Annotated in this window: 24 protein-coding genes; 12 read left to right on the top strand and 12 right to left on the bottom strand. The window is 62.3% G+C overall.

The genetic code is table 11. From position 1 onward, the window contains the following. Positions 1-6 precede the first annotated feature (6 nt). The 5 genes from glyQ (at position 7) to HB860_RS20315 (ending at position 5,724) form a co-directional block, all read left to right on the top strand. On the top strand, positions 7-930 hold the full coding sequence (glyQ, locus tag HB860_RS20335) for a glycine--tRNA ligase subunit alpha (protein WP_139438622.1): 924 nt from the start codon (positions 7-9) through the stop codon (positions 928-930). Positions 931-939: 9 nt separating this feature from the next. After that, positions 940-3,009: a glycine--tRNA ligase subunit beta gene (glyS, locus tag HB860_RS20330; protein WP_247627752.1), complete on the top strand. Its 2,070-nt coding sequence runs from the start codon at positions 940-942 to the stop codon at positions 3,007-3,009. Positions 3,010-3,164: 155 nt separating this feature from the next. After that, positions 3,165-3,725 (top strand): hypothetical protein, encoded by a 561-nt coding sequence (locus HB860_RS20325; RefSeq protein WP_247627751.1) that lies wholly within the window; start codon positions 3,165-3,167, stop codon positions 3,723-3,725. 318 nt (positions 3,726-4,043) lie between these two features. Continuing rightward, entirely contained in the window at positions 4,044-4,994 is a 951-nt protein-coding gene (locus HB860_RS20320; RefSeq protein WP_247627750.1) for a transposase, read from the top strand. Between the two features lie 502 nt (positions 4,995-5,496). Further along, positions 5,497-5,724: a lipoprotein gene (locus tag HB860_RS20315; RefSeq protein ID WP_159392280.1), complete on the top strand. Its 228-nt coding sequence runs from the start codon at positions 5,497-5,499 to the stop codon at positions 5,722-5,724. Positions 5,725-5,900: 176 nt separating this feature from the next. Here HB860_RS20315 and HB860_RS20310 read toward each other — a convergent pair whose 3' ends face one another. The 10 genes from HB860_RS20310 to norV all read right to left on the bottom strand — a co-directional run bounded on the left by HB860_RS20310 (position 5,901) and on the right by norV (position 16,290). Further along, complete coding sequence (locus tag HB860_RS20310) at positions 5,901-6,578, bottom strand: ArsR/SmtB family transcription factor (RefSeq protein WP_247627749.1); 678 nt, start codon at positions 6,576-6,578, stop codon at positions 5,901-5,903. Further along, the gene (locus tag HB860_RS20305; RefSeq protein WP_247627748.1) at positions 6,575-6,985 is read right to left on the bottom strand and encodes an amino acid-binding protein; all 411 of its coding nucleotides are present in this window, start codon (positions 6,983-6,985) and stop codon (positions 6,575-6,577) included. The genes HB860_RS20310 and HB860_RS20305 overlap by 4 nt, the downstream gene beginning before the upstream one ends. Before the next feature lie 259 nt (positions 6,986-7,244). Next, positions 7,245-8,462 carry an aromatic amino acid transporter gene (locus tag HB860_RS20300; RefSeq protein ID WP_139438601.1) on the bottom strand — a complete coding sequence of 406 codons (1,218 nt, stop codon included), beginning with the start codon at positions 8,460-8,462 and terminating at the stop codon, positions 7,245-7,247. A 237-nt stretch (positions 8,463-8,699) separates the two neighbouring features. Continuing rightward, the gene (locus tag HB860_RS20295; protein WP_139438598.1) at positions 8,700-9,914 is read right to left on the bottom strand and encodes an aromatic amino acid transporter; all 1,215 of its coding nucleotides are present in this window, start codon (positions 9,912-9,914) and stop codon (positions 8,700-8,702) included. Between the two features lie 70 nt (positions 9,915-9,984). Next, positions 9,985-11,451, bottom strand: a complete 1,467-nt coding sequence (gene tnaA / locus HB860_RS20290; RefSeq protein ID WP_247627747.1) for a tryptophanase — start codon at positions 11,449-11,451, stop codon at positions 9,985-9,987. 202 nt (positions 11,452-11,653) lie between these two features. Beyond that, positions 11,654-11,725: a tryptophanase leader peptide gene (tnaC, locus tag HB860_RS22400; protein ID WP_223302601.1), complete on the bottom strand. Its 72-nt coding sequence runs from the start codon at positions 11,723-11,725 to the stop codon at positions 11,654-11,656. 183 nt (positions 11,726-11,908) lie between these two features. Beyond that, on the bottom strand, positions 11,909-13,126 hold the full coding sequence (locus tag HB860_RS20285; RefSeq protein ID WP_247627746.1) for a 4Fe-4S binding protein: 1,218 nt from the start codon (positions 13,124-13,126) through the stop codon (positions 11,909-11,911). Positions 13,127-13,249: 123 nt separating this feature from the next. Further along, positions 13,250-13,591 carry a DUF1971 domain-containing protein gene (locus HB860_RS20280; RefSeq protein ID WP_247627745.1) on the bottom strand — a complete coding sequence of 114 codons (342 nt, stop codon included), beginning with the start codon at positions 13,589-13,591 and terminating at the stop codon, positions 13,250-13,252. A 51-nt stretch (positions 13,592-13,642) separates the two neighbouring features. After that, positions 13,643-14,809 carry an NADH:flavorubredoxin reductase NorW gene (norW, locus tag HB860_RS20275; RefSeq protein ID WP_247627744.1) on the bottom strand — a complete coding sequence of 389 codons (1,167 nt, stop codon included), beginning with the start codon at positions 14,807-14,809 and terminating at the stop codon, positions 13,643-13,645. Further along, positions 14,806-16,290: an anaerobic nitric oxide reductase flavorubredoxin gene (norV, locus tag HB860_RS20270; protein WP_247627743.1), complete on the bottom strand. Its 1,485-nt coding sequence runs from the start codon at positions 16,288-16,290 to the stop codon at positions 14,806-14,808. Before norV ends, norW begins: the two co-directional genes overlap by 4 nt. Positions 16,291-16,460: 170 nt before the next feature. Between norV and norR the strand changes: the two genes are divergently transcribed. Next, positions 16,461-17,984 (top strand): nitric oxide reductase transcriptional regulator NorR, encoded by a 1,524-nt coding sequence (gene norR / locus HB860_RS20265; RefSeq protein ID WP_247627742.1) that lies wholly within the window; start codon positions 16,461-16,463, stop codon positions 17,982-17,984. A gap of 64 nt (positions 17,985-18,048) precedes the next feature. Here norR and HB860_RS20260 read toward each other — a convergent pair whose 3' ends face one another. Next, a complete protein-coding gene (locus HB860_RS20260) occupies positions 18,049-19,053 on the bottom strand; it encodes a substrate-binding domain-containing protein (RefSeq protein WP_025328814.1) in 1,005 nt (334 codons plus the stop codon). A 435-nt stretch (positions 19,054-19,488) separates the two neighbouring features. On the opposite strand from HB860_RS20260, the gene HB860_RS20255 reads away from it, so the two are divergent. The 6 genes from HB860_RS20255 (at position 19,489) to HB860_RS20230 (ending at position 25,210) form a co-directional block, all read left to right on the top strand. Continuing rightward, positions 19,489-20,610: a branched-chain amino acid ABC transporter substrate-binding protein gene (locus HB860_RS20255; RefSeq protein ID WP_162519276.1), complete on the top strand. Its 1,122-nt coding sequence runs from the start codon at positions 19,489-19,491 to the stop codon at positions 20,608-20,610. Positions 20,611-20,676: 66 nt separating this feature from the next. After that, the gene (gene livH / locus HB860_RS20250; protein WP_025328816.1) at positions 20,677-21,603 is read left to right on the top strand and encodes a high-affinity branched-chain amino acid ABC transporter permease LivH; all 927 of its coding nucleotides are present in this window, start codon (positions 20,677-20,679) and stop codon (positions 21,601-21,603) included. Next, complete coding sequence (locus tag HB860_RS20245; protein WP_247627741.1) at positions 21,600-22,868, top strand: high-affinity branched-chain amino acid ABC transporter permease LivM; 1,269 nt, start codon at positions 21,600-21,602, stop codon at positions 22,866-22,868. Before livH ends, HB860_RS20245 begins: the two co-directional genes overlap by 4 nt. After that, positions 22,865-23,650, top strand: coding sequence for a high-affinity branched-chain amino acid ABC transporter ATP-binding protein LivG (gene livG / locus HB860_RS20240; RefSeq protein WP_139438547.1), 786 nt, complete (start codon positions 22,865-22,867; stop codon positions 23,648-23,650). The genes HB860_RS20245 and livG overlap by 4 nt, the downstream gene beginning before the upstream one ends. A gap of 10 nt (positions 23,651-23,660) precedes the next feature. Beyond that, positions 23,661-24,362: an ABC transporter ATP-binding protein gene (locus HB860_RS20235; RefSeq protein ID WP_025328819.1), complete on the top strand. Its 702-nt coding sequence runs from the start codon at positions 23,661-23,663 to the stop codon at positions 24,360-24,362. Positions 24,363-24,364: 2 nt separating this feature from the next. Further along, a complete protein-coding gene (locus HB860_RS20230) occupies positions 24,365-25,210 on the top strand; it encodes an AraC family transcriptional regulator (protein ID WP_247627740.1) in 846 nt (281 codons plus the stop codon). On the opposite strand, the gene HB860_RS20225 is transcribed toward HB860_RS20230, so the two are convergent. Next, the gene (locus tag HB860_RS20225; protein WP_247627739.1) at positions 25,189-25,782 is read right to left on the bottom strand and encodes a LysE family translocator; all 594 of its coding nucleotides are present in this window, start codon (positions 25,780-25,782) and stop codon (positions 25,189-25,191) included. The genes HB860_RS20230 and HB860_RS20225 overlap by 22 nt on opposite strands. Positions 25,783-25,787: the final 5 nt, after the last annotated feature.

The following is a 25,787-nucleotide window of genomic DNA, read 5'->3' as shown; positions in this document are numbered from 1 at the left end:
AACACTATGCAAAAATTCGATGTCAAAACCTTTCAGGGCCTGATCCTGCAGTTGCAGGACTATTGGTCCCGCCAGGGCTGTACCATCATTCAGCCGCTGGATATGGAAGTGGGTGCCGGTACCTCCCACCCCATGACCTGCCTGCGCGCCCTGGGCCCGGAGCCCATCGCCTGCGCCTACGTACAACCGTCCCGCCGTCCCACTGACGGCCGCTACGGCGAGAACCCGAACCGCCTGCAGCACTACTACCAGTTCCAGGTGATCATCAAGCCCTCCCCCGACAACATTCAGGAGCTCTATCTGGGCTCCCTGAAAGAGCTGGGCATGGATCCCGAGATCCACGACATCCGCTTCGTGGAAGACAACTGGGAAAACCCGACGCTGGGTGCCTGGGGTCTGGGTTGGGAAGTGTGGCTGAACGGCATGGAAGTGACCCAGTTCACCTACTTCCAGCAGGTTGGCGGCCTCGAGTGCAAGCCGGTCACCGGCGAGATCACCTATGGTCTCGAGCGTCTGGCCATGTACATCCAGGGCGTGGACAGCGTCTACGATCTGGTCTGGTCTGACGGCCCCCTGGGCAAGACCACCTACGGCGATGTGTTCCACCAGAACGAAGTGGAGCAATCCACCTACAACTTCGAACACGCCGATGTGGAGTTCCTGTTCCACTGCTTCGAGCAGTACGAGAAGGAAGCCCAGCACCTGCTGGCACTGGAAAAACCGCTGCCGCTGCCTGCCTACGAGCGCATCCTCAAAGCCGCTCACTCCTTCAACCTGCTGGATGCCCGCAAGGCCATCTCGGTCACCGAGCGTCAGCGCTACATACTGCGCATTCGCACCCTGACCAAGGCCGTGGCAGAGGCGTACTACGCCTCCCGCGAAGCGCTGGGCTTCCCTATGTGTCAGCGCACAGAGAACAAGCAAGGTTAAGGAACGGACATGGCACAACATACATTTCTGGTAGAGATCGGCACTGCTGAGCTGCCTCCCAAAGCCCTGCGCTCCCTGGCCGAAGCCTTTGCCGACAACCTCAAGAGCGAACTGACCAAGGCCGATCTGGCCTTCGGCGACGTCGAGTGGTTTGCCTCACCGCGCCGTCTGGCACTCAAGGTGCACGAGCTGGCCGGCGAGCAGCCGAGCAAGAGCGTCGAGAAACGCGGCCCGGCCGTGGCCCAGGCGTTCGATGCCGACGGCAAGCCGACCAAGGCTGCCGAAGGCTGGGCCCGTGGCAACGGCATCACGGTTGAACAGGCCGAGCGTCTGGTCACCGACAAGGGCGAGTGGCTGGTCCACACCGCCAAGGTTGAAGGTCGTCCGGCGCGCGAGCTGCTGGGTGAACTGGTTAGCCAGGCTCTGGCCAAGCTGCCCATCCCCAAGATGATGCGCTGGGGCGACAAGACCATCCAGTTCGTGCGTCCGGTGTTCACCGTGACCCTGCTGCTGGATGGGGATCTGGTTCCCGCCCACATTCTGGGTATCGACTCCGCCCGCACCCTGCGCGGTCACCGCTTTATGGGCGAGAGCGAGTTCACCATCGACAACGCCAGCCAGTACCCGCAGATCCTGCTGGAAAAAGGCAAGGTAGTAGCCGACTTTATGGTGCGCAAGGCCAAGATCAAGGCTGACGTCGAAGCCGCCGCCGCCGCCTTCGGTGGTGTCGCCGATCTGGACGACGCCCTGCTGGAAGAAGTCACCGCCCTGGTCGAATGGCCTGTGGTGCTGACCGCCAACTTCGAAGAGAAGTTCCTGGCCGTGCCGGCCGAGGCGCTGGTGCACACCATGAAGGGTGACCAGAAGTACTTCCCGGTCTACGACAAGAACGGCAAGCTGCTGCCGAAGTTCATCTTCGTCACCAACATCGAGTCCAAGGACCCGAGCCAGATCATCAGCGGCAACGAGAAGGTGGTTCGCCCCCGTCTGTCCGACGCCGAGTTCTTCTTCAAGACCGATCTGAAGCAGAGCTTGGCTTCCCGCCTGCCGCGCCTCGAAACCGTGCTGTTCCAGCAACAGCTGGGCACAGTCAAGGCCAAGGTCGAGCGCATCGAGACCGTCGCCGGCTTCATCGCCAAGCGCATCGGCGCCAACGTGGCTCAGGCCAAGCGTGCCGGTCTGCTCTCCAAGTGCGATCTGATGACCAACATGGTCGGCGAGTTCGCCAGCACCCAAGGCGTGATGGGGATGCACTACGCCCGTCACGACGGCGAAGACGAAGTAGTGGCCGTAGCCCTCAACGAGCAGTACATGCCGCGCTTCGCCGGTGATGCCCTGCCGTCCGCTCTGGAAGCCTGCGCCGTGGCGCTGGCCGACAAGCTCGACACCCTGGCCGGTATCTTTGGCATCGGCATGCTGCCGAAGGGCGATAAAGACCCGTTCGCCCTGCGCCGCGCCGCCATCGGTGCCCTGCGCATCATGACCGAGAAGCAGCTGGACCTGGATCTGGTTGAACTGGTGGAAGAAGCGGTACGTGTCTACGGCGACAAGCTGACCAACAACACCGTCGTTACCGACGTGGTCGACTTTATGCTGGGCCGCTTCCGCGCCGCCTATCAGGACGAAGGCATCGGTGCCGACGTGGTGCTGGCCGTACTGGCCCGCCACCCGACCCGTCCGCTCGACTTCGATCGCCGCGTCAAGGCCGTCAGCCACTTCCGCAGCCTGGATGCCGCACTGGCACTGGCTGCTGCCAACAAGCGCGTGAGCAACATCCTGGCCAAGGTCGAAGGCGAATTGCCGACTGCCGTCAAACCGGAACTGCTGGTCGATGCCGCCGAGAAGGCGCTGGCCACCCAGGTTGCCGAACTGCAAGCCGAACTGGCCCCGCTGTTCGCTGCCGGTGACTATCAGGCTGCCCTCACCCGCCTGGCCGCCCTGCGCGAGCCGGTCGACACCTTCTTCAACAAAGTCATGGTGATGGCCGACGACGAAGCCCTCAAGGCCAACCGTCTGGCGCTGCTGAACAACCTGCGCAACCTGTTCCTGCAAGTCGCGGATATCTCGCTGCTGCAGTGATTTGGGTTGAGTAAGTGATATATAAAACGGCACCTTTTGGTGCCGTTTTTAATTGAAATATCATATTCACTGATGGAAAATAGCCATTCTCGTGACAATTAACTATATAAAAACCATCAGCACCAACAGGGAAATATTATTTAACAGGGTGAAAAATGGACTTCTTTCAATCAGATACAGGAAAGGTAGTTTTAGGTGGTATCGTTACCATAAGCGCTCAAATATTTTTGTCTCTTTTTACATGGTTTAAAGAGTCACGCTCTGAAAAAAATAAAAAAACAAAAGAAGCGGAGTTTCTCGCTATCAACTTAGTGATTGTTTTAGATGACTTCGTTGGTGAGTGCTTCAACTCTATTAATGACCCCATGCAGCAAGATGAGCGAGGTCTATGGGATACAACCGTAAAATATCCAAGCATAACGTTACCGACAGGTGAATATACATTACTACCCTCTGGGCTTATGTTTGAAATAATATCTATTCCAAAACGCCTTAGGGATACTCTTGAAAACCTAAAACTAGTTGGTGAGGAAAGCTATCCGCCGGACTATCCTGAGTATCACGCATATAGAAGAGAACATTTTTCTCGCATTGGACTACAGGCATTAAATCAAATAAACGCTCTAAATAAACATTACCGAATCCCTGATATTAGAAGTAATGACCAATACGATCCCAAAGCATGCTTCATGCATTTTATTAACAAGGCCACCTGATAATTAAATTAGCGCGTAGGTTCCATTAGCCGTCAGGAGTAATCGGACATTCGCGTAAATAGATTCTCCCACCATAATGGCCAGCCGAATTCTCCCCTCCGGCAGGCCGCCTCTGTTGCACGGCAACATCCGCAACCAAGGCCACTCGATCGTCCGATTACGCTGCGCTAATCGAACCTACAGGGCGGTGGCTGGCGCGGCATAACTATTGATCAAGATCGGCCATGGTAAAAGCTGGGACACCCACCCAACCCCAGCTTTGACAACTCACTCTCCCTCCACTTTCCTTAAACCGAGAGACCCGAGGAGAGAGCCACCATGACCATCGCCCGTTCACGCCAGATCAGCCTCGCCGATACGCCTTATTACCACGTGGTCAGCCGCTGTGTCCGGCGTGCCTTTCTCTGCGGTCAGGATGATCACTCAGGCCAAAGCTACGAGCACAGGCGCCAATGGGTTGCCGACAAGCTGGGCCAGCTGTCGCAGGTCTTTGCCATCGGCATCTGCGCCTATGCCGTGATGAGCAATCACTATCACCTGGTACTCAAGGTACAGGCCAACATGGCCCATGAATGGAGTGAACATGAGGTGGCTGAACGCTGGTCCCGTCTGTTTCAATGGCCCTTGCTGGTGCGGCGATGGTATCAGGGGGAGGAACTGATAGCACCCGAGCTGGACGTCGTGCACCAGCTGATCGCCCAGTGGCGGGAGCGTCTCCATTCCATCAGCTGGCTGGTACGTTTGCTGAACGAGTCGCTGGCCCGCCAGGCCAATCAGGAAGATGGCTGCAAGGGCCACTTCTGGGAAGGGCGCTTCAAAAGCCAGGCCCTGCTCACCGAGTCGGCACTGCTGGCCTGCATGACCTATGTCGACCTCAATCCCATTCGAGCTGGCATCGCAACCACTCCGGAGGAGAGCGACTTCACCAGCGTCCAGCAACGTACCGAGCAAACCGCTGATCTAGCCACAAAGCTCCCCTTGCTGCTGCCCTTTGCAAGAGAAGGTCAGCCAGAGGCACTCCCCTGCTATTTTGCCGATTATCTGGCGCTGGTGGATTGGACGGGACGAGCCATTCGCCTAGACAAGCATGGCCATATCCCGCATCATCTCGCACCTGTACTCCAGCGCCTGGGCATAGAAGAGGGGCAGTGGTTGGGGCAAGTCACCCTGTTTCGGCGTCACGGTATCCGGGCGATTGGCGACAAGCTTTGCTGCCAGCGCTACGCGGTCCATTGTGGCCAGACACGATGTTATCAACCCAGCCTTTGATACCTTAAAAACTCGCGAGTTCACTGCCAATCCATCGATGACAGCGGCCCTCTTTGACGTTGCACGGGCACTGATTGCCCACTGGCAGCCACTGACGCTCGTTCAAGCTCACAGCTAGCACTATCACCACCGTTTCATACCTTCGAATCAGTCTGCACATGAGCGGGGCTTTCAAGTTATCCGCCATTTCCCATTGGTGGGTGTCCCAGTTCATTCGTCCCAGTTCATTCGATTTCCCATCAGGTGGGTGTCCCAATTTTGGGAGGAGAAGATGCCGGTCTGCCGGTGTCTTTCGGTGGGGTTCTGTCTTGGAGGTGATGGATTGGATGGCAAGGGAATATGGCTTTCTGCGTCGTCATTCAGCCCCGGTTAATATCTTCAGGCCAGGGGTCTATATAATGGCGAAATATCTGTCATTGGATTGGCCGGAATAGCTGCCGGGCAATTGACAGATCAATATATTGGCTGCATTTCAATATGCATCACTGCAAAGGGTATTTTCATGAAACGTCACCTTATCCTTCTTGGCGCCATTCTGGTACTGAGCGCTTGCTCTTCCACTCCCAGCAGTGAATATACGAAAGCGGGTGCCTCTGAAGCCCAGAGAACAGATGCCTTATCCGAGTGCCAATATCAGGTCAAACTCAACAAGATCGAAGACGAAGAGCAGGCCGAGCTGATCAACCTGTGCATGCAAGGCAAAGGCTTCCGTCTGACCCCGGTGGAATAACCCACCATGAACGCCTGAAGCCATATCTGCCCACAATCAAAAGCCCCGCATGATGACCATGCCTGGGCTTTCTATCCTGCGGCGACAATGGAAAAGCCGTTATCAATCAAGCTGCAGCCGAGATCCCGACTCTCACCTCGCCGTTACCGCCATCCCCCCGGCAAGGCCATGACTCCTCACAGCACGACGCCGAGCTGCCGTTGCAACTGCCGCTGCCCCTTGGGGGTCAGGGTCAGCTCACGGCTATCCGGCTCGCGCACCAGCCACCCCTTGTCCAGCATATGGCCGAGCAGGCGGGCACCCAGCTGGCCGCCAAGATGCATGCGCCGCTCGCTCCAGTCGAGACAGTGGCAGGCGAAGGGGCGCTTGCCGGTCGCCACGCAGTCGATGCCAAGCTGGGCCAGATGCTGCTCCCCCTGCGGGGTCAGCCCATAGCCCTCGGCCTCCAGCCAGCCTTGGCTCATCAGGCCGTCATGGAGCCTCACCCCCAGCTCCCCCGTCAGATGGTCATAACAGCTACGGGCAAAGCGCAGCCGCTCCGGGGTCTTGCTCCTGGCCCCCGTGCCCATGTCCACCAGCCCCATCAGCTGCTCCACCACCAGCGCCACGTCATGGCTCGCGATGCGGTAGTAGCGATGCTTGCCCTGCCTGACACAGGCCGTCAGCCCCTGCTGCTGGAGCCGGGCCAGGTGACTGCTGGCGGTTGACGCCGACACCTCGGCCACCAGACTCAGCTCGGTGGCCGTCCAGGCGCGCCCATCCATCAGGGCGCACAGCATGCGGGCGCGGCTGCCATCGGCGATGGCGGCCGCCACCTGCGCCAGACCTTGTTCCAGGCTCTCCTGCTTGCTCATCTCGCTACTCTCTGCTTGCCCCTGTCACTGCCACTCTGCCGTGACCCTGCGCGGGCCTTGTCGATGTCGTCGGTCACCAGGATCAGCTGGTTGGCATGGTCGCTGTACAGGGTAATGATGTTGACCGAGGCCTCCCCCAGGGCGCTGCAGATGGCCCCCAGCTGCCCCGGCACCTCCTGCTTGAGGCGGCGCACCAGCACCTCGCGCACCGCCACCACCTCCAGCCCCCCTTGTTCGGCGGCCCGGGCCGCAGCGGCGCCATCCTCCACCAGAAAGTGGGCATGGCCTGCGCCCCCCAGGGTGAACATGCCACCTCCTTCCAGACTGACACCGGCCCGCCCCATCAAGCTCCCGAACAGCCCCAGTGTGCCCGGGTTATCGGGCAGCATCACGTGAATATCGTACATCCCTGACTCTCCTTGGTGACAAGAGGCTCCAGAGTAGTGGCATAGCCATGGCAATGCTTCGATGGCGGGCGAAGTGTCAGACCTCAGCTGCCCATACTAGCCACGGCAAAACGGCGGGCGAAGTGCCAGACCTCAGCTGCCCATGCTGACCACGGCAAAACGGCGGGCGAAGTGTCGGCCCTCAGCTGCCCATGCTGACCACGGCAAAACGGCGCCCGAAGGCGCCGTTTTTTCTACATAGGATCGCAAGGAGTGCCGATCAGCCGGTATAGACAGGCAGCAGCCCCGCCATGTTGAGCAGGTGGAAGGCGGCGGTCAGCACCCCGAACAGGATCACCAGCCCTATCATCAGGATACCGCCGGGAGCGCGGAAGCCCGCGCTGCCATCAGGCGCCGCCTTGCGCACCTTCCAGGCCAGCAGCGGCGGTATGATGCAGGTCCACAGGGTGGCCACGGCGCCCGCATAGCCGATGGCCACCAGGAAGCCGAACGGGAACAGCAGGGAGAGCACCAGAGGCGGCAGGAAGGTAACGCCCCAGGACTTGGCACGACCGGCGCGGCTGTTGTCGAACTTGAACAGATCCGCCAGATAGTCGAACACCCCCAGGCCCACCCCGATGAAGGAGGAGAGAATGGCCGCCATGGAGAAGGCGTTGAGGGCATTGGCCACCGCCCTGGATTCGATCACCGAACCGAGCGCCTTGAGCAGGGCATCCACGTTGCCCCCTTGTTCGATCACCGGGCCGAACTCGCTGCGGGGCAGGTTGCCGAACACGCTCACCAGCCAGATGAGGTAGAAGGTCAGCGCGATGACGGTGCCCCCCATGATGGCGCGGCTGGCACGGCGCTCCTCGCCGTAGTAGGCCCGCATGGACGACACCGAGTGGTGATAGCCGAAGGAGGTGAGCGCCACCGGCAACATCACCAGGGCATAGGGGGCGTAGTGGGTCTCGCTGCCGACCCGGTCGAGCAGCAGATCGAGGCGAACGTTCATCGACAGGCCAGAGATGCCGAAGGCAAAGCTCAGCCCCATCAGGATCACCAGCAGCACTGAGATGCGGTCCACCGCCCGGGTGGAGTGCCACACCAGCAGGGAGAAGAGTAGGGTAAAGAGGATGGAGCCCAGCTGGCTGCCCATCCCCGTCATGCCGTCTATGATGAGACCGGCCGAGGTGATGTAGGCGTAGAGCAGGATGCCGCCGACGAAGTAGACGCTCAGGTTATTGAGGGCATTGACCTTCTCCCCCAGCAGATCCCGGGTCACGGTATCGAAGGAGACGCGCAGGGGATAACCGCGATAGGATTCCAGCAGCATCCAGCCGGAAACCGTCATCACCACCATGGTCAGCGCCACCGCGAGCATGGACCAGAGACTCCAGGCACCCGCGCCCGCACTCGGCAGTCCCAACATGCCGGCTCCCACACAGACGCCGGCAATGATGCATGCCCCGCCCACCAACGATGGTTTCTGTTCCATTACTCCCCCAAACGGATTGTTGACTGGTCACGGCGCGCCGCCGTGCTTCTCCTGCGTTCGCCAATGCTGGCGCCGGGGGACTTTACCCTGCATGCCTTCGGGTATCAAATCCGGAGGGAAAATGGGGGGAAACAGGGGTGATATCCGGCCGTTGCCATCTGTTCGGGGCGGTTCAGACGCCAGATACCACATGGGGCGCCCGCAGGCGCCCCATGTCGGCTTGCCGGAAGGTTGAGGTCATCCGGTATAGATGGGCAGCATGCCCGCCATGGCCATCAGGTGAAAGACGGCCGTCAGCACCCCGAAGACGATGACGGCCACCACCATGGGTTGACCGCCGGGGGCCTTGAAGCCGCCCCCCTGTGGAGCCAGCTCCCGGGACTTCTTCGCCAGCAGGGCGGGGATGATGCAGGCCCAGACGGTCGCCGCCGCCCCGGCATAGCCGATGGCCACCACGAAGCCGAACGGGAACAGCAAGGAGAGCAGCAGGGGCGGCAGGAAGGTGACGCCCCAGGACTTGGCGCGGCCCTGGCGGCTGTTGTCGAACTTGAACAGATCCGCCAGATAGTCGAACACCCCCAGGCCCACCCCGATGAAGGAGGAGAGGATGGCCGCCATGGAGAAGAGGTTGATGGCGTTGGATACCCGCTTCGACTCGATCACCGAGGCCAGCGCACCGAGCAGCACATCGACGTCGCCCCCCTTGGCGATGATGGGGCCGAAGGCATTGCGAGGCAGGTTGCCGAAGATGCTGAGCAGCCACAGCAGGTAGAGCGCCAGGGCGATCAGGGTGCCCCCCAGGATCGCCTGCTTGGCCTTCTGCTCCTCGCCATAATAGGCCCGCATCGACGCCACCGAGTGGTGGTAGCCGAAGGAGGTGAGCGCCACCGGCAGCATGGCCAGGGCATAGGGGGCCTGACCCAGCTCCTCGGTGAGGGAGTGGAACAGCATGGTCGCGTCTATGTTGGCGGCAAGGCCCGACACCCCGAACACGAAGCTCAGCACCATAAAGGCGATCAGCACCACAGAGATGCGATCCACCGCCCGGGTCGAATGCCAGACGAAGCAGGAGAAGACCAGCACGAACAGCACGGACGCCAGCTGGCTGTTGATGCCGAGCAGGCCGCTCAGGATCAGACCCGAGGAGGTGATATAGGCATAGAGCAGGATGCCGCCCACGAAATAGACGGTCAGGTTGTTGAAGACGTTGATCTTGTGACCTAGCAAATCCTTGGTCACCGAATTGAAGGAGGCGGTCAATTCATAGGGTTTGAAGGCTTCCAGCAACATCCAGCCGGAGACCGTCATGACGATCATGGTGAGAATAATGGCGAGCGAGGACCAGCTGGTCCAGGCGCCCGCCCCCGCACTCGGCAACCCCAGCATGCCGGCGCCGACACAGACGCTGGCAATGATGCAGGCCCCTCCCGTCACGGATGGTTTCGATGTCATGTGGTGTCACTCCCGAAATTTCACAGAGCTGTGAAAAAAATGGGGCACCTGATTAAGTGCCCCTGACTCGTTATGCTTCTATTAATTTTTCACTCTTCTTGCTGACCACCTGGCCCTGAGGCTCGACCTCCTTCAACCTGGCGGTGAAGTGGCGCAGCACGGCCGGCTCATAGATGAAGTCCAGACCCTTCACGTTCCTGGCATTCTTCTTCACCTCGCCGAAGGCCTCGATGACAAAATCCATGTGGGTCTGGGTATAGGTGGCGCGCGGTATGGTGAGGCGCAGCAGCTCCGCCGGGCAGGGGTGCTGCTTGCCGGTGGCGGGATCCCGCCCCAACAGCAGTGAGCCAATCTCCACCGCGCGGATGCCGGCGACCTTGTAGAGCTCGCACGCCAGGGCGTGAGCCGGGAACTGATCCGCCGGGATGTGGGGCAGCAGCTTGCCCGCGTCCACGAAGGCCGCGTGGCCCCCCGCCTGCTGGCACACCACGCCTAGGGCCTCGAGGCCATCCACCAGGTACTGCACCTGGCCGATGCGATAGGCCAGCCAGTCCTGGCGCATGCCGTCCCGCAGGCCCACCGCGAGGCGCTCCATGGCGCCCCCCTCCAGACCCCCGTAGGTCGGGAAGCCCTCCTGCACCACGCACAGGGTGCGGCACTCGGTGTAGACCTCCAGCATGCTGTCGTCCTTGAAGCAGAGCAGCCCCCCCATCTGCACCATGGCATCCTTCTTCGCCGACATGGCGAGGCCGTCCGCGTACTTGTAGGACTCCTTGGTGATCTCCTCGATGGACCAGTTCGCGTAGCCGGGCTCGCGCTGCTGAATGAAGTAGGCGTTCTCGGCGAAGCGGGCGGAGTCCATGATGACGGGGATGTCGTACTTTCTGGCGAGCTCGTACACCGCCTTCAGGTTGGCAATGGACACCGGCTGCCCCCCGGCGGAGTTGCAGGTGATGGTGCTGACGATGTAGGGCACGTTGGCGGGGCCCGCCTCCAGGATGGCCTCCTCCAGCTTCACCAGATCGAAGTTGCCCTTGAAGTCGGCGGTGACCGAGGTATCGAACGCCTCCCTGGTGTAGACGTTCTTCGCCACGCAGCAGTTGATCTGGGTGTGGCCCTGGGTGGTGTCGAAGAAGTAGTTGGAGAGCGCCACCATCTTCTTGCGATCCAGCCCCTTCTCCTGCTCCCGCTTCTTGATGAGCACAGGGATGTAGATCTGCTCGGCGCCGCGCCCCTGGTGGGTGGGGATGGTGAGTGAATAGCCGAAGATCTCCTGCACCGCCTGCTGCAGGGCGTAGTAGCTGCGGCTGCCGCTGTAAGCCTCGTCACCGCGCAGCATGGCGGCCTGCATGTCCTGGGTGATGGCGCCGGTGCCGCTGTCGGTCAGCAGATCGATGAAGACGTCTTCGCTGTCCAGCAGGAAGGGGTTCATGCCGGCGCGGACGATGGCCTCCTCCCGGTAGGCGCGGGTGGTGCGCTTGACCGGCTCGATGACACGAATACGGAAGGGTTCGGGCAGATGCTTGAAGTTTTCCATAATATAAACACCCCAGATTTAAATATTCAGAATGTGTCTCTTCCCCCGCCGAAAATAGAATATCCGGCAGGTGGGAAATATTGAGAATGGGTGCACGACATCGCCTCGCCGGAATAAACAGACGAAAACGGGTGCAGCTATTTCAGTTCAGGAATGGAGGCGGGCTAGTGGCATGGCAGGCATGCCGCGCCGCCGCGGGGAATTACAGCGGGAAGAAGAACGCGATTTTATGGTCCAGGGTAAACCACTTGGGATAGCTGACCTTGATATTCATGTTGTTGCTCATCTGGTTGGAATTAACAACGCCAATTAACAGGGTCCATTATGGTGGGCCCTTGCATATGATCAATTCCAATATGAGCAAAGTGGGATGGCGCTAACAATTTGCCGGGGGAAATTTATACAGGTCGCCGTCGCAACGGGGTGGACACTGTCCCACCCCGACGCACACGGCGACTCAATGGCTCAACCAGGGCAGCCGTTGCAGCAGCTCGTAGCGATCCGCCAGCGGTGTCTGGCTGACCCAGACCTCCAGCAGGCCGTAAGAGAGCAGCGGCAACACCAGCAGCAACAGGCAGAGCAGCCCCAGCAACTGGCGGGGGGCAAGTCGGCGCCCCTGCGTGCCCAGGTGCAATGCATCTGCCCGCTTCGGGCAGGCAGCCACGCAGCTCAGGCAGCTGGTGCACTCGAGACTGCGCACCGCGATGAGCTGGTGCACCTGGATGCGCGACGGGCAGGCCCGGCTGCACTTGTCGCAGTCGTGGCCCGCGCTTCGCAGGCAACGGGCCGGGTCACGGCGAATGCGCAATGGGGTCAGCAGGCCGAGCAGGGCCAGCCAGGCGCCATAGGGGCAGAGGTAGCGGCAGAACCCCTGCCGGAAGCTGGCGGTGAGCAGCAGCACCCAGCCAAGACAGAGGCCCGAGATCAGGGTCAGGTTGAAGAAGAAGGCCCCCATCTTCATGTCCGCCGCCTGATGGTAGGGGCTGGCGAGGTAGCCGGGCAGGGCGGCGGCGGGCACCGCCAGCAGGATGATGAAGAGCAAGAAGCCGAGCACCACAAACTTCTGGCCGCGCAACACGACATCGAGCCAGCGCGGCGGCGTCCACTCCCCCGCTATCCATCGGCTGCGCAGGCCGTGCAGCCACTCACCCACCAGCCCAAGGGGGCAGAACCAGGCACAGAACGCCCGTCCCAGCAGCAGGGCCGACAGCGAGAGCACCAGCACGGTGACGGTGGCCGCCGGATGGTGGGGATCCACCAGACCCTGTCCGAGCCAGGCCCGCAGCCCGAGGCCGCCTGCGATGGGCAGAAAGCCGTCCACCACGTCAGGGCGTACCAGCCAGGGGGGTATCCCCTGCCCCAGCTGCCAGATGTGCAGGCCGTATTGCAGCGTCACCAGCCCCCAACAGAGCAGCAGCAGCTGGCGCGTGCGTGCACGCAGCCACTGGCTGTCGAGCGCCTCGAGGGCGGGCAGCGGCCGCCGCTGGTGCCAGAGGGCAAGCGCGGCGGCCACCAGCCCCACGCCGAGCCAGAGCAGGCTGTCTGCCGCCAGCAACCAGAACATGAGCAGCAGACCGAGGGCGAGGCGCCACTGCCAACCCGATCGCGCCTGCCATGCCAGCAGCACCAGATAGGCCAGGCCGGCGGCCATGGTCATCGCTTCAATCAGGCTCATGCATCTCCCTCATAGCACTCATGCGGATATGGGGGCAGGATAACGAACATCTGAGTTGATTATTTTGATCTGCATGGGCAGAGGGGGACATTTGCGCCCAATGCCCCTCTCCATGGTTGAACCTTATGCCTTGCGGCTGTTGAACAGCGGCTGGTCGGATTCTGCCTGCTCGGCCCAGAAGTGGATGTTGAAGCGGGCATCCTCCGACAGCTCGACCCTGTGCCAGTACTGGGGCGGGCTGGTGGCAAACTCCCCGGCCCGGATCACCAGGCTCAGCTCGGGCTCCTCGGCCTGCTCGTCGGCAAAGCCGTGATAGGTGACTGTGCCCTCCATCACGCAGAGCTGGCCGAACACCCCGGCCGCGGTGTTGTGGTGGCTGAGCAGGGCTGCGGGCACGTTGGCGCGAGTAAAGAAGGGAGTGGAGCGGCGCACCACCCAGTGAGACGGTATCGGTTGCAGGGACATATCGGTTCTCCTCGAGTGGCCGGGTCGATCCGGCCAGTGCAATGAAAGGGGTTAACGGGGCAACTGGCGCAGCAGCGGGAAGGCGGCGCTCATCTGATCCCCACCCACCACGAAGCCGCACAGCTCGTCAGCTTGGTCGCGGGCCTCGGCCACCATACCGTGGCTGTTCCAGCGGCACTGCCAGGCGAGATCTTCACCCCGGGTGCGGCCCGCCAATTGCAGCGGGTAGCGCGGCGTCTTCACCTTCACCAGCATGGGCGGCAGGGCCAGCGGGGTCGGCGTGCCGAGCAGGGTGCGCGCCAGCGCATTGGCCCCCAGCACAATGGGTTGCAGGAAGGGGAGCAGCTGACCCTGCCACTGCACACAATCCCCCAGCGCGAAGATATGGGGGTCGCTGGTCTGCAGCCGATCGTCGACCAGGATGCCACGCTCCACTGCCAGCCCGGCCCCGCGGGCCAGGGCCAGATTCGGCCGCAGGCCGATCGCGGCGATCACCAGATCCTGCTCGCTGACGCGCCCGTCACTCAGGGTGACGCGCCAGCCATCGCCCGGCTGGGCGTCTATCCTGGCGAGACCTGTCCCGAACTGCAGGCTGACCCCCTGGCTGCGCAGCGCCTGTTGCAGCGGCTGGGTCAGGGTGGCGGGCAGCAGGGCGCTGAGGGGGCTGTCGGCCAGATCCAGCAGGGTGACCTCGCGACCATCGCTCGCCATGTCCATCGCCAGCTCGCAGCCGATGAGGCCGGCTCCCAGCACCAGGATGCGGCGGGCCTGCTGGATTGTCCCCTCGGCGGCGGCATACTCCTGCTGGCTGTTGAGGGTGACCAGATGCTCGCTGCCTGGCAGCTCGGGGCGTACCGCGCTGGCACCGGTGGCCAGCACCAGCTGGCCATAGGGGAAGCTGCCCTGCGAGGTCAACAGGGTGCGCCTGGCAGGGTCGATCCCGAGCACCGGGCAGTAGGGCAGCAGCGCAATGCGCTGCTGCTCGGCAAAGTCGCTGCCGCTCTGGCGTGTCATGGCCGCGGCGGCGCAGCCCCGGCTCACCACGTGGCTCAAGTCCGGCTTGTTGTACTCGTCACCGCTGTCGGCGGTGATGAGGCGGATGGGCTGCTCGGCGTCCAGCTTGCGCAGACTCTTGACCAGCTGCTGGGCAGCGAAGCCGCTGCCGATCACCACTATCTCCCGGCTGATGCCGGCGTCACTCTGAGTTGCTGCACTCATACACAGGCCTCCACGGCGCAGGGTTCGAATACCTCCTTGCCGATGCCGCAGCCCGGGCAGAGGAAGCTGTCAGGGACCTCAGCCCAGGGGGTACCCGGCGCCACCAGCTGATCCGGCTCACCCAGCGCCGGGTCGTAGACCCACTGGCAGACGGTGCAGAGCATGGCCTGGTCGTCATCCCATTCGGCGGTGGCCGCTGCGGCTGTCGGCTCAACAGCTGGCATCAGGGGGACAGGCGTCACGTCTGTCTGAGTTGTGGTGATCGGGCGGGGCGCCTCCAGGGGGTGCAGCGCCCACTGGCGGGCCAGCTGACGGCCATGCTCGCGGCATTCGGCCAGCGCCGAGCCATCCGGCCGCCACTTGGCCTTGAGGGAGATGCTGATGTCAAAGCCTGCATCCATCAGCCGGGTCTGGATCCGGTCCACCGCGCCGCCGGTCCAGCCGTAGCTGCCGAAGGCCGAGGCACGCTTGTTGCGAAAGCGCAGGCCGGTGATCTCTTCGAGCATACCCGCCACCTTGGGCATCATGACGTTGTTCATGGTGGAGGAGCCCACCAGTATCCCCTTAGAGCGGAACACCTGGGTCAGGATCTCGTTCTTGTCGTGGCGGGCCACGTTGTAGATCTTCACCGCCACGCGGGGGTCCACCTCGTGGATGCCCTGGGCTATGGCATCGGCCATCATGCGGGTGTTGTTGGACATGGAGTCGTAGAAGAGGGTGATGCGGTCTTCCTGATAGTGGTCGGCCCACTCCAGGTATTTCAGGATGATCTGGGTGGGATCCTCGCGCCAGACGATGCCGTGGGAGGTGGCCACCATGCTCACCGGCAGGTTGAAACCGAGCACTTCCTTGATCTTGGCGGTCACCAACGGGCTGAAGGGGGTCAGTATGTTGGCGTAGTAGCGCTGGCACTGCTCCATCAGCTCGGTCTGATCCACCTCGTCGTTGAACAGGTGCTCGTCGCAGTAGTGCTGGCCGAAGGCGTCGTTGGAGAAGAGCACGGCATCTTCTGTCATATAGGTCATCATGCTGTCGGGCCAGTGCAGCATGGGGGTCTCGATGAATACCAGTTGCTTGCCGTTGCCGATATCCAGGCTGTCACCGGTCTTGACCGGGTGAAAGTTCCACTCCGGGTGGTGATGGTGGCCTGTGATGGAGTCGATGGCGTTGTGGGTGCAGTAGATGGGGGTGCCGGGGATGCGGGCCATCAGCTCGGTCAGGGCGCCGGCGTGATCCTCCTCGGCGTGGTTGATCACTACATAGTCGATGGTGGCGAGATCGATCTCGGCCGCCAGGTTCTGCACGAACTCGCGGCTGAACTTGTGATCGACGGTATCGATCAGTACGTTTTTCCCTTCGCGGATGAGATAGCTGTTGTAGCTGGTGCCCTTATGGGTCTTGTACTCGGTACCGTGGAAGTCGCGTACCTCCCAGTCCCGTTGGCCGACCCAGTGGATGTTGTTCTTGACGTGAATGCTCATCAGGCAGTTCCTCGAATGCAATAGTGGATGTTCGACTGAACTGGCTATTGCAGCAGGCATGCCAACTTATAACTCATTGTTTTTATTGAACGCAAACCTCAGTTGTTGTCATTATGACAATCACACCATATAGTCAAAATCACAAACATAGTGTCATTAGGACAATCATTGTGATCTCGACCGACAGCCTGGCGCGCATCGCCCTCGACCTGCAACTCGGCATCTCCCATCAGGACAGATTCCACCGCCTGATCCAGAGCGTGCGCAGCCTGCTGCACTCGGACGCCTCGGCCCTGCTGCGCTTCGAGGGGGGCCAGTTCATCCCGCTCGCCATCGACGGCCTGATGCAGGACGTGCTGGGGCGCCGCTTCGCCCTCAAGGATCACCCGCGCATGGAGGCCATCGCCCGGGCCGGCGACGTGGTGCGCTTCCCCGCCGACAGCGCCCTGCCCGACCCCTATGACGGCCTGATCCCGGATCACGACGACTTCAAGGTGCACGCCTGCGTCGGCCTGCCGCTCTTCTCGGATCAGACCCTGATCGGCGCCCTGACCATAGACGGCATGAACCCGACCCAGTTCGACGGCATCAGCGACGAGGAGCTGCGGCTGGTGGGGGCCCTGGCCGCCGCCGCCCTCAGCAACGCCCTGCTGCTGGAGCGGCTCGCCCGCCAGAGCAGCGAGCCGCTCGCCTCAGTCCCCCATGCCGAGGGCCAGCCGGAGATGATAGGCCGCTCCCCCGCCATGGCCCGCCTGCGCCACGAGATAGAGGTAGTCGCCAGCTCGGAGCTGAACGTGCTGATCCTGGGGGAAACGGGGGTAGGCAAGGAGCTGATCGCCAAGGCGGTGCATCAGGGCTCACCCCGCGCCAGCGCCCCCCTGGTCTACCTCAACTGCGCCGCCCTGCCGGAATCGGTGGCCGAGAGCGAGCTGTTCGGTCACGTGAAGGGGGCCTTCACCGGCGCCATCCACAACAGGGCGGGCAAGTTCGAACTGGCGGACAAGGGCACATTGTTTCTCGACGAGATTGGCGAGCTGTCGCTGGCGCTGCAGGCCAAGCTGTTGCGGGTGCTGCAATACGGGGATCTGCAGCGCATCGGCGACGACACCCCGCTCAAGGTCAATGTGCGCATCCTGGCGGCCACCAACCGGGATCTGAAGCAGGCTGTGGTCGAGGGGCAGTTCCGGGCCGACCTCTACCACCGGCTGAGCGTCTTCCCGATCCAGGCCCCGGCGCTGCGGGAACGTCCCGGGGACATTCCCCTGCTGGCCGGTTATTTTTGCGAACGCTGCCGGGTCAGCCTGGGGCTGGAGCGGCTGCGCATCCTGCCCGGGGCACTGGCACTGCTCGAGGGTCACGACTGGCCGGGCAACGTGCGGGAACTCGAGCACGCCATCCACAGAGCCGCCGTGCTGGCGCGGGCCGAGCAGGGCAGCCAGTCCCCGGCCCTGGATGCCCATCACTTCAATCTGGGGGCGGCGGTATCGCCGCTGCCTGCCGCCAGCACGGCCACCCCTGCCCCGCCCGTCGCCGCTGGCCTCGGCCTGCGCGCCGCCACCGACGCCTTCCAGCTCCAGCTGATAGAGCAGACCCTGGCCGCCCATGACGGCAACTGGGCCGCCACCGCCCGGGCGCTTGAGCTGGACGGCGGCAACCTGCACCGGCTCGCCAGACGGCTCGGCCTCAAGGCCTGAGACCCCAAAAACAAAAAACCCCTCGCGAGGGAGGGGGTTTTTCGTGGTGCCCGAGGCCAGGCGATCAGCGCAGGGACTTGACCGAGCGGCGGACGATCAGCTCGGGCTGGACCGTCATGGACTCGACTTCCAGCTCCTTGTTGCGGATCCGGCTCACCAGCTGCTGCACCGCCAGCAGGCCCAACTCGGCCTTGGGGTGGCGGATGGTGGTGAGCGGCGGGCTGGAGAAGCGCGCCATCTCGATGTCGTCATAGCCGATCATGGAGATGTCGTCCGGCACCTTGACCCCGGCTTCCCAGGCGGCGCAGATGGCGCCGATCGCCATGGGATCGTCGAAGGCGAAGACAGCGGTCGGCCGCGGCGTCAGGGCCAGGATCCGCTGCATGGCGTCGTAGCCGCTCTGGCTCTCGTAATCCCCTTCGAAGATCTGCTCGTCCTTCAGGGTCAGGCCATGCTCGCCCAGGGCGTCACGCACCCCGTCCAGCCGCTGCTGGGTGGTCGGCTTGTCGATCTGGCCCGTGATGCAGACGATCTCGGTGTGACCCTGCTCCAGCAGATGACGCACGGCCAGGCGCGCACCTATGCGGGCGTTGTCGTTGATCACGTTGGCAAAGTCGCACTCGGTTCCCCAGTCCAGTACCACCTGAGGCACGTTCTTGTGGATCCGCAGCATGTCCCGCAGCGGGGTGTCGATGTCGGTCCCCAGCACCAGCAAGCCGTCGACCCGCTTCTCCATCAGCATGCGCAGATAGTGCTGCTGACGGGGGGGCTGGTTCTCGGTGTTGCACAGGATCAGGCTGTAACCCTGTTCGAAGCAGTAGGCTTCCACCCCTTGCACCACTTCCGCAAAGAAGGGGTTGGCACTGGTGGTGACCAGCATGCCGATGGTCTTGGTCGAGTTGATCTTGAGGCTGCGCGCTACCGAATTGGGCGCGTAGTTGAGTTCTGCCACCGCCTCAAGCACTTTCTGGGTTGCATCTTCGCTGACCCGACGGGTGTGATTGAGTACATGTGAGACGGTGGAGATGGATACGCCTGCCCTGGAGGCGACATCCTTGATAGTGGCCATCTCTGTCTCCTGAATAACAAAGGCGGAACAGTAGCAGATTTCCCGAATAAAGGCTTGGTTTTAACGAGAGCTGCCAGCGAATTGTCAATCTTGGCTAATCTAGGCGGTCATTTCTTTTTGCGCAAACGGAATTTGGTCAAAATGAGAGCGGACGCAGAATGAAATATCGTCAGTTTTTTACTCTGAAAATTGTCATCGTGACAATTTGTTGTCAGTATGTTAATCGACATCCGCGATATTAAACTCCAAAATATAAATTAAAGCAGGGCATTTGTTTCATAAATGCCCTGGCCAACCCGTTCCGGTTAGTATCTTTAACATCTTGTTATTGCACGGTGAGGAATGATAGAACCTTATCTATTGCCGGGCTGGCGGGACACAGGCTCGGAATGACACACGGAAAATGAAACAATCCACTGATTAAGGGACGAATCAATGAATAACTTGAGCAAAATGGCAGTCAGGGCAGCGGTTTCTTTGGCTCTGTTTGGATCAGTCTCCATGGCCAATGCGGCCGATACCATCAAGATCGGCATCGCCGGCCCCCTGACCGGCCCGGTCGCCCAGTACGGTGACATGCAGTTCACCGGCGGCAAGATGGCGGTCGAACAGATCAACAAGGCGGGCGGCATCAAGGGCAAGCAGATCGAAGCCGTCATCTATGACGACGCCTGCGATCCCAAGCAGGCCGTGGCCATCGCCAACAAGGTGATCAACGACGGCGTCAAGTTCGTGGTCGGCCACCTCTGCTCAGACAACACCCTGCCCGCCTCCGACATCTATGAAGATGAAGGGGTGCTGATGGTCACTCCGGCCTCCACCAACCCCAAGATCACCGAGCGTGGCTACCAGCTGACCATGCGTACCATAGGCCTGGACAGCGACCAGGGCCCGACCGCCGCCAAGTACATCATCGAGCAGGTCAAACCCCAGCGCGTGGCCGTCATCCACGACAAGAAGCAGTACGGTGAAGGCATCGCCTCCAGCGTCAAGGCAGCCCTGGACAAGGCGGGCGTCAAGGTAGTGGCCTTTGAAGGCATCACCGCCGGGGACAAGGACTTCTCCGCCCTGATCGCCAAGCTGCAGAAAGAGAACGTGGACTTCGTCTACTACGGCGGCTACCACCCGGAGCTGGGCCTGATCCTGCGCCAGGCTGGCGAGAAGGGCCTGAAGGCCAAGTTCATGGGTCCGGAAGGTGTGGGTAACAAGGACATCTCCGCCATCGGCGGCCCGGCCTCCGAAGGCCTGCTGGTCACCCTGCCGAACAAGTACGATCTGCTGCCTGCCAACGCCTCCATCGTGGAAGCGTTCAAGGCCAAGGGTCAGGACTCCTCCGGTCCCTTCGTCTGGACCACCTACGCGGCCATGCAGGCTCTGGCGGCCGGTATCGCCAAGGCGGGCGAGGATGATCCCGCTGCCGTGGCTGCCGCCATGAAGGCCGCACCGATCGACACCGTCATGGGCCCCCTGAGCTGGGCACCGAACGGTGACCTCAAAGGCTTCGAGTTCGGTGTCTTCCAGTGGCACGCCGACGGTACCTCCAGCCAAGTCAAATAATCTGCCGGTCGGGGGTGACAAGCGTCACCCCCTCCTTTCTTTGCGGGCAAGTACAGGGAACGCAGTATGTCCGAACACCTTCTTTATCTGGTTCAGCAGTTGCTGAACGGATTGACCATAGGCAGCACCTATGCGTTGATCGCCATCGGCTACACCATGGTCTACGGCATCATAGGCATGATCAACTTCGCCCACGGCGAGGTCTACATGATCGGCTCCTATGTCGCCTTCATGGTGATGGCGGGGCTCATGATGATGGGCATCGACAGCACAGTGCTGCTGCTGGGTGGCGCCTTTCTGATCAGTATCCTCATCACCGGCAGCTATGGCTGGACCATAGAGCGGGTCGCCTATCGCCCGCTGCGGGGCGGCAATCGCCTCATCCCCCTCATCTCCGCCATCGGCATGTCTATCTTCTTGCAGAACATGATGCGGATGGCACAGGGCTCGCGCGACATCGCCATGCCCACCCTGATCTCCGGGGGCTGGACCCTGGGCGGTGAGGACGGCTTCCAGGCCAGCCTCTCCTACATGCAGCTCATCATCTTCGTGGTGACCTTCATCACCATGCTGGCGCTGACCCAGTTCATCAACCGTTCCCGCATGGGCCGCGCCTGTCGCGCCTGTTCGGAAGACATCAAGATGGCCAACCTGCTGGGCATAGACACCCACGTGGTCATCTCCATCACCTTCGTGCTGGGGGCCGCCCTGGCCGCCATCGCAGGTGTGCTGCTCGGCATGTATTACGGCGTCATCAACCCCTACCTCGGCTTTATGGCAGGTCTCAAGGCGTTTACGGCAGCGGTATTGGGCGGCATCGGCAGCATTCCTGGTGCCGTGATCGGCGGCCTGCTGCTCGGCGTGGTCGAGGCGCTCACCGCCGGCTACCTCAGCACCGAATACAAGGATGTGATGGCCTTCGCCCTGCTCATCTTCGTGTTGCTCTTTATGCCCACCGGCATCCTGGGTCGTCCGGAGGTCGAGAAGGTATGAAAAAACAATTTATCCATGCCTGCATCGCCAGCCTGATGCTGCTGGTGCTCTCCTTCTGGCTGCTCGGCTTCAAGCTGGAGACCGATGGCTCCAACCTGCTGGTGGTGAGCCGGCTCGATGTCTCCCTGGCCTGGTTGCTGGGGGGCGCCACCATCGTCTTCTGGTTCCAGATGCTGCGCGGCCAGATCAGTCGCCTGTTCCAGGCCTCCATCAGCGGCTTCTCCGTCGGCTTCACCAAGCTGGTGCTGCCGAGCCCGGAGGAGGCGCCCAAGCTCTATAACCTCACCGCCATCCTGGTGCTGCTGTTTGCGGTCAGCTGGCCCTTCATGGCCTCGCGCGGTGCCATCGATCTCGCCACCCTGGCGCTGATCTACATCATGCTGGGGCTGGGGCTGAACGTGGTGGTGGGCCTCGCCGGCCTGCTGGATCTCGGTTACGTCGGCTTCTACGCGGTCGGTGCCTACAGCTACGCCCTGCTCAACACCTACTTCGGCCTGAGCTTCTGGGAGTGCCTGCCCATCGCCGGCCTGATGGCGGCCACCTTCGGTTTCCTGCTCGGCTTCCCTGTGTTGCGGCTGAGGGGGGACTATCTGGCCATAGTCACCCTGGGCTTTGGCGAGATCATCCGCATCCTGCTCAACAACATGACTACCCTGACCGGCGGCCCGAACGGGATCTCCGGCATCCCCAAGCCGACCCTGGGCGGCCTGGAGTTCAACCGCACCGTCAAGGACGGGGGCTTTGGCACCTTCCACGACTTCTTCGGCATCGCCTACAACGCCAACCACAAGGTCATCTTCCTCTACCTGATGGCCCTGGTGCTGGTGGTGGCGACCCTGTTCGTCATCAACCGCCTGCTGCGGATGCCGCTGGGCCGTGCCTGGGAGGCGCTGCGGGAAGACGAGATCGCCTGCAAATCCCTGGGGCTCAACCCCACCATCATCAAGCTGACCGCCTTCACCATAGGCGCCTGCTTCGCGGGCTTCGCCGGCAGCTTCTTCGCCTCGCGCCAGGGCTTCATCAGCCCGGAGTCCTTCGTCTTCATCGAGTCGGCCATCGTCCTCGCCATCGTGGTGCTGGGGGGCATGGGCTCCCAGATCGGGGTGGTGCTGGCAGCCATCGTCATGACGGTGCTGCCGGAGCTGGCCCGTGAGTTCAACGAGTACCGCATGCTGATGTTCGGCCTCTTGATGGTGTTCATGATGATCTGGCGGCCGCAGGGACTGCTGCCCATGAGCCGACCCCATATGGAGCTGCGCAAATGAGCAAGCTGAACGATACCAACAACAAATTGCTCGACGTCTCCGATCTGTCGATGCGCTTCGGCGGCTTGCTGGCGGTCAACGGCGTCAAGCTGGACGTGGACAAGGGAGAGGTGATCTCCATCATAGGCCCCAACGGGGCGGGCAAGACCACCATCTTCAACTGCCTGACCGGTTTCTACCGTCCGACCGGCGGCACCATCCGCTACCGTGGCGAGGAGATCCAGGGGCTGCCCGGCCACCTCATCGCCCGCAAGGGGATAGTGCGCACCTTCCAGCACGTGCGCCTGTTCAAGGAGATGACGGCGGTGGAGAACCTGCTGGTGGCCCAGCACAGACACCTCAACACCGGCTTCATCGCCGGCCTGTTCAAGACCCCGGCCTTCCGCCGTGCCGAGAAAGAGGGGCTGGAGCAGTCCGCCTTCTGGCTGGAGAAGGTGGGCCTCAAGGATCTCGCCAACCGCCCCGCCGGCAACCTGGCCTATGGCCAGCAGCGTCGCCTCGAAATCGCCCGCTGCATGGCGACCCGACCCGAGCTGCTGATGCTGGATGAGCCTGCCGCCGGCCTCAACCCGCACGAGACCGACGAACTCAACGACCTCATCTCCAACCTGAGGGACGAGTTTGGGGTCTCGGTGCTGCTCATCGAGCACGACATGAAGCTGGTGATGGAGATCTCCAACCGCATCTTCGTGGTGAACCAGGGTACCCCGCTGGCCCACGGCAAGCCGGATGAAATCCGCAGCAATCCGGCCGTGATCAAGGCCTATCTGGGCGAGTCGTAAGGAAATCAAGATGTTAGAACTTCGCAACGTATCGACCCACTACGGCAAGATCCAGGCGCTGCACGACGTCAGCGTCGAGATAAAAGAGGGGGAAATCGTCACCCTGATCGGCGCCAACGGCGCCGGCAAGACCACCTTGCTGATGACGCTGTGCGGCGAACCCAAGCCCAGCAGCGGCAGCATCTGGTTCGAGGGGGAGCAGATAGACTCCCTCAGCACGGCCCGCATCATGCGCAAGGACATCGCAGTGGTGCCTGAGGGGCGCCGCATCTTCGCCCGCCTGACGGTGCAGGAGAACCTGCTGATGGGGGCCTTCTTCGTCGACAAGGCCGAGCAACCTGCCCTGCTGGATCAGGTATTCACCCTGTTCCCCCGGCTGCACGAGCGGCTGGAGCAGCGGGCGGGCACCATGTCCGGCGGCGAACAGCAGATGCTGGCCATAGGCCGGGCCCTGATGAGCAAGCCGCGCCTGCTGCTGCTGGACGAGCCCTCCCTGGGGTTGGCCCCCATCATCATCCAGCAGATCTTCGACACCATAGAGCAGCTCCGCCAGAAGGGGATGACCATCTTCCTGGTGGAGCAGAACGCGAACCAGGCGCTCAAGCTGGCGGATCGGGGCTATGTGCTGGAGAACGGCCGGGTGGTGCTGCAGGACACGGGGGCGGCCCTGCTCGCCAACCCGGCAGTGCGCCAGGCCTATCTCGGCGGCTGATCATGAGCAGGGCAGAGGCAGGGCCGGACAGACACAGCTTCTGGCACGACCCTTCCCTGCCCTTCATCGAGGCGCGGGCGGTGCAGGATGGCCGCCACGTCTGCTACGACAAGCACAGCCACCCCCACTTCTCCATCGGCGCCATCACCGGCGGTCACAGTCACTACCTCAACCAGCGCAGCCTGCAGGAGGTCGGCCCGGGTTCCCTGGTGCTGATGAACCCGGAAGAGGTGCACGCCTGCAATCCCATCGCGGATCAGCCCTGGTCCTATCTGATGTTCTACCTCGATACCGACTGGCTGCGCAGCCAGCAGGAGGAGGCGGGCCTCGGCAGCGAGTTCAGGCCCTTCGACATGACGGCGAGCCGGGATCCCCTGCTCTACCGGGGCTTGCAACACCTCCATCACCAGCTGGTAGAGGCGCCGGATCCCCTGGCCCGCGAGGTGGCCTGCCACCTGTTCAGCCGCCAGTTGCTGGCCAGGCTCACCCCGGCCAGGTGGGACGATCGCCCGCCCCGGCACCTGCAACGGGCTGCCGAGCTGATGCAGGACGACAGCGCCAGCCCCCTCAGCCTGTCACAGCTGAGCGCCGTGGCCGGGCTCACCCCCTCCCACTTCGTACGCGCCTTCAGCCACCATTACGGCATGACTCCTCACGCCTATCTGCTGGATAGACGGATCCGCCACGCCCGCACCCTGCTCAGGCAGGGGCAGCCCCTGGCCGAGGTCGCCCTGGCCAGCGGCTTCGCGGATCAGGCCCACTTCCAGCGCCAGTTCAAGCGCCGGGTCGCCGCCACCCCGGGCCAGTACAGGACCCAGCTCGCCCGTCAGGCTGAACGCACCAGATAGGCTGCGCTGAGCAGCAACAAGAGCGCCATGGCCCGATTGAACCAGCGCAACCGGCGAGGCACGAGCAGCAGCCCCTGCATGCAACTGCCGGCATAGGCCCAGCAGGCGATGGAGCCGAGGCAGATCACCAGATAGATAGAAGTAAACAGGGCTACCTGCCCCACCCCGCCCGCGACACCATAGGCTCCCATCCCCATGCTGGCGGCGAGCCAGGCCTTGGGATTGAGCCACTGCATCAGGGCCCCGTACCAGAAGGCGGGGGGCGCCCCCTCGACCCGCTCCAGCTGCCCCCTGTCCACCAGCAGTTGCCAGGCCATGTAACAGAGAAAGAGCACGCCGCCCCAGTGGATGGCGCCCGCCGCCACCGGCCAGCGGGACAGGGCACCGCCGAGGCCCAGCCCCATCAGCAGGAGCAGCAGGATGAAGCCCAGGGTCGCCCCCACCACGTGGCGCAGACTGGCCGGAAAGCCATAACGAGCGCCGGTGCCGAGGGCGACCAGGTTGACCGGACCGGGGGAGATGGACATGGCCAGGGCAAACCCGGACATGGACAGCAACAGACTGATTTCCATGGATG

Source organism: Aeromonas genomosp. paramedia, assembly GCF_023093515.1.
In the GTDB taxonomy this organism is placed as follows: Bacteria; Pseudomonadota; Gammaproteobacteria; order Enterobacterales; family Aeromonadaceae; genus Aeromonas.
The sequence above is the reverse complement of the archived record's forward strand: the minus strand, read 5'-3'. Positions and strand labels throughout refer to the sequence as shown.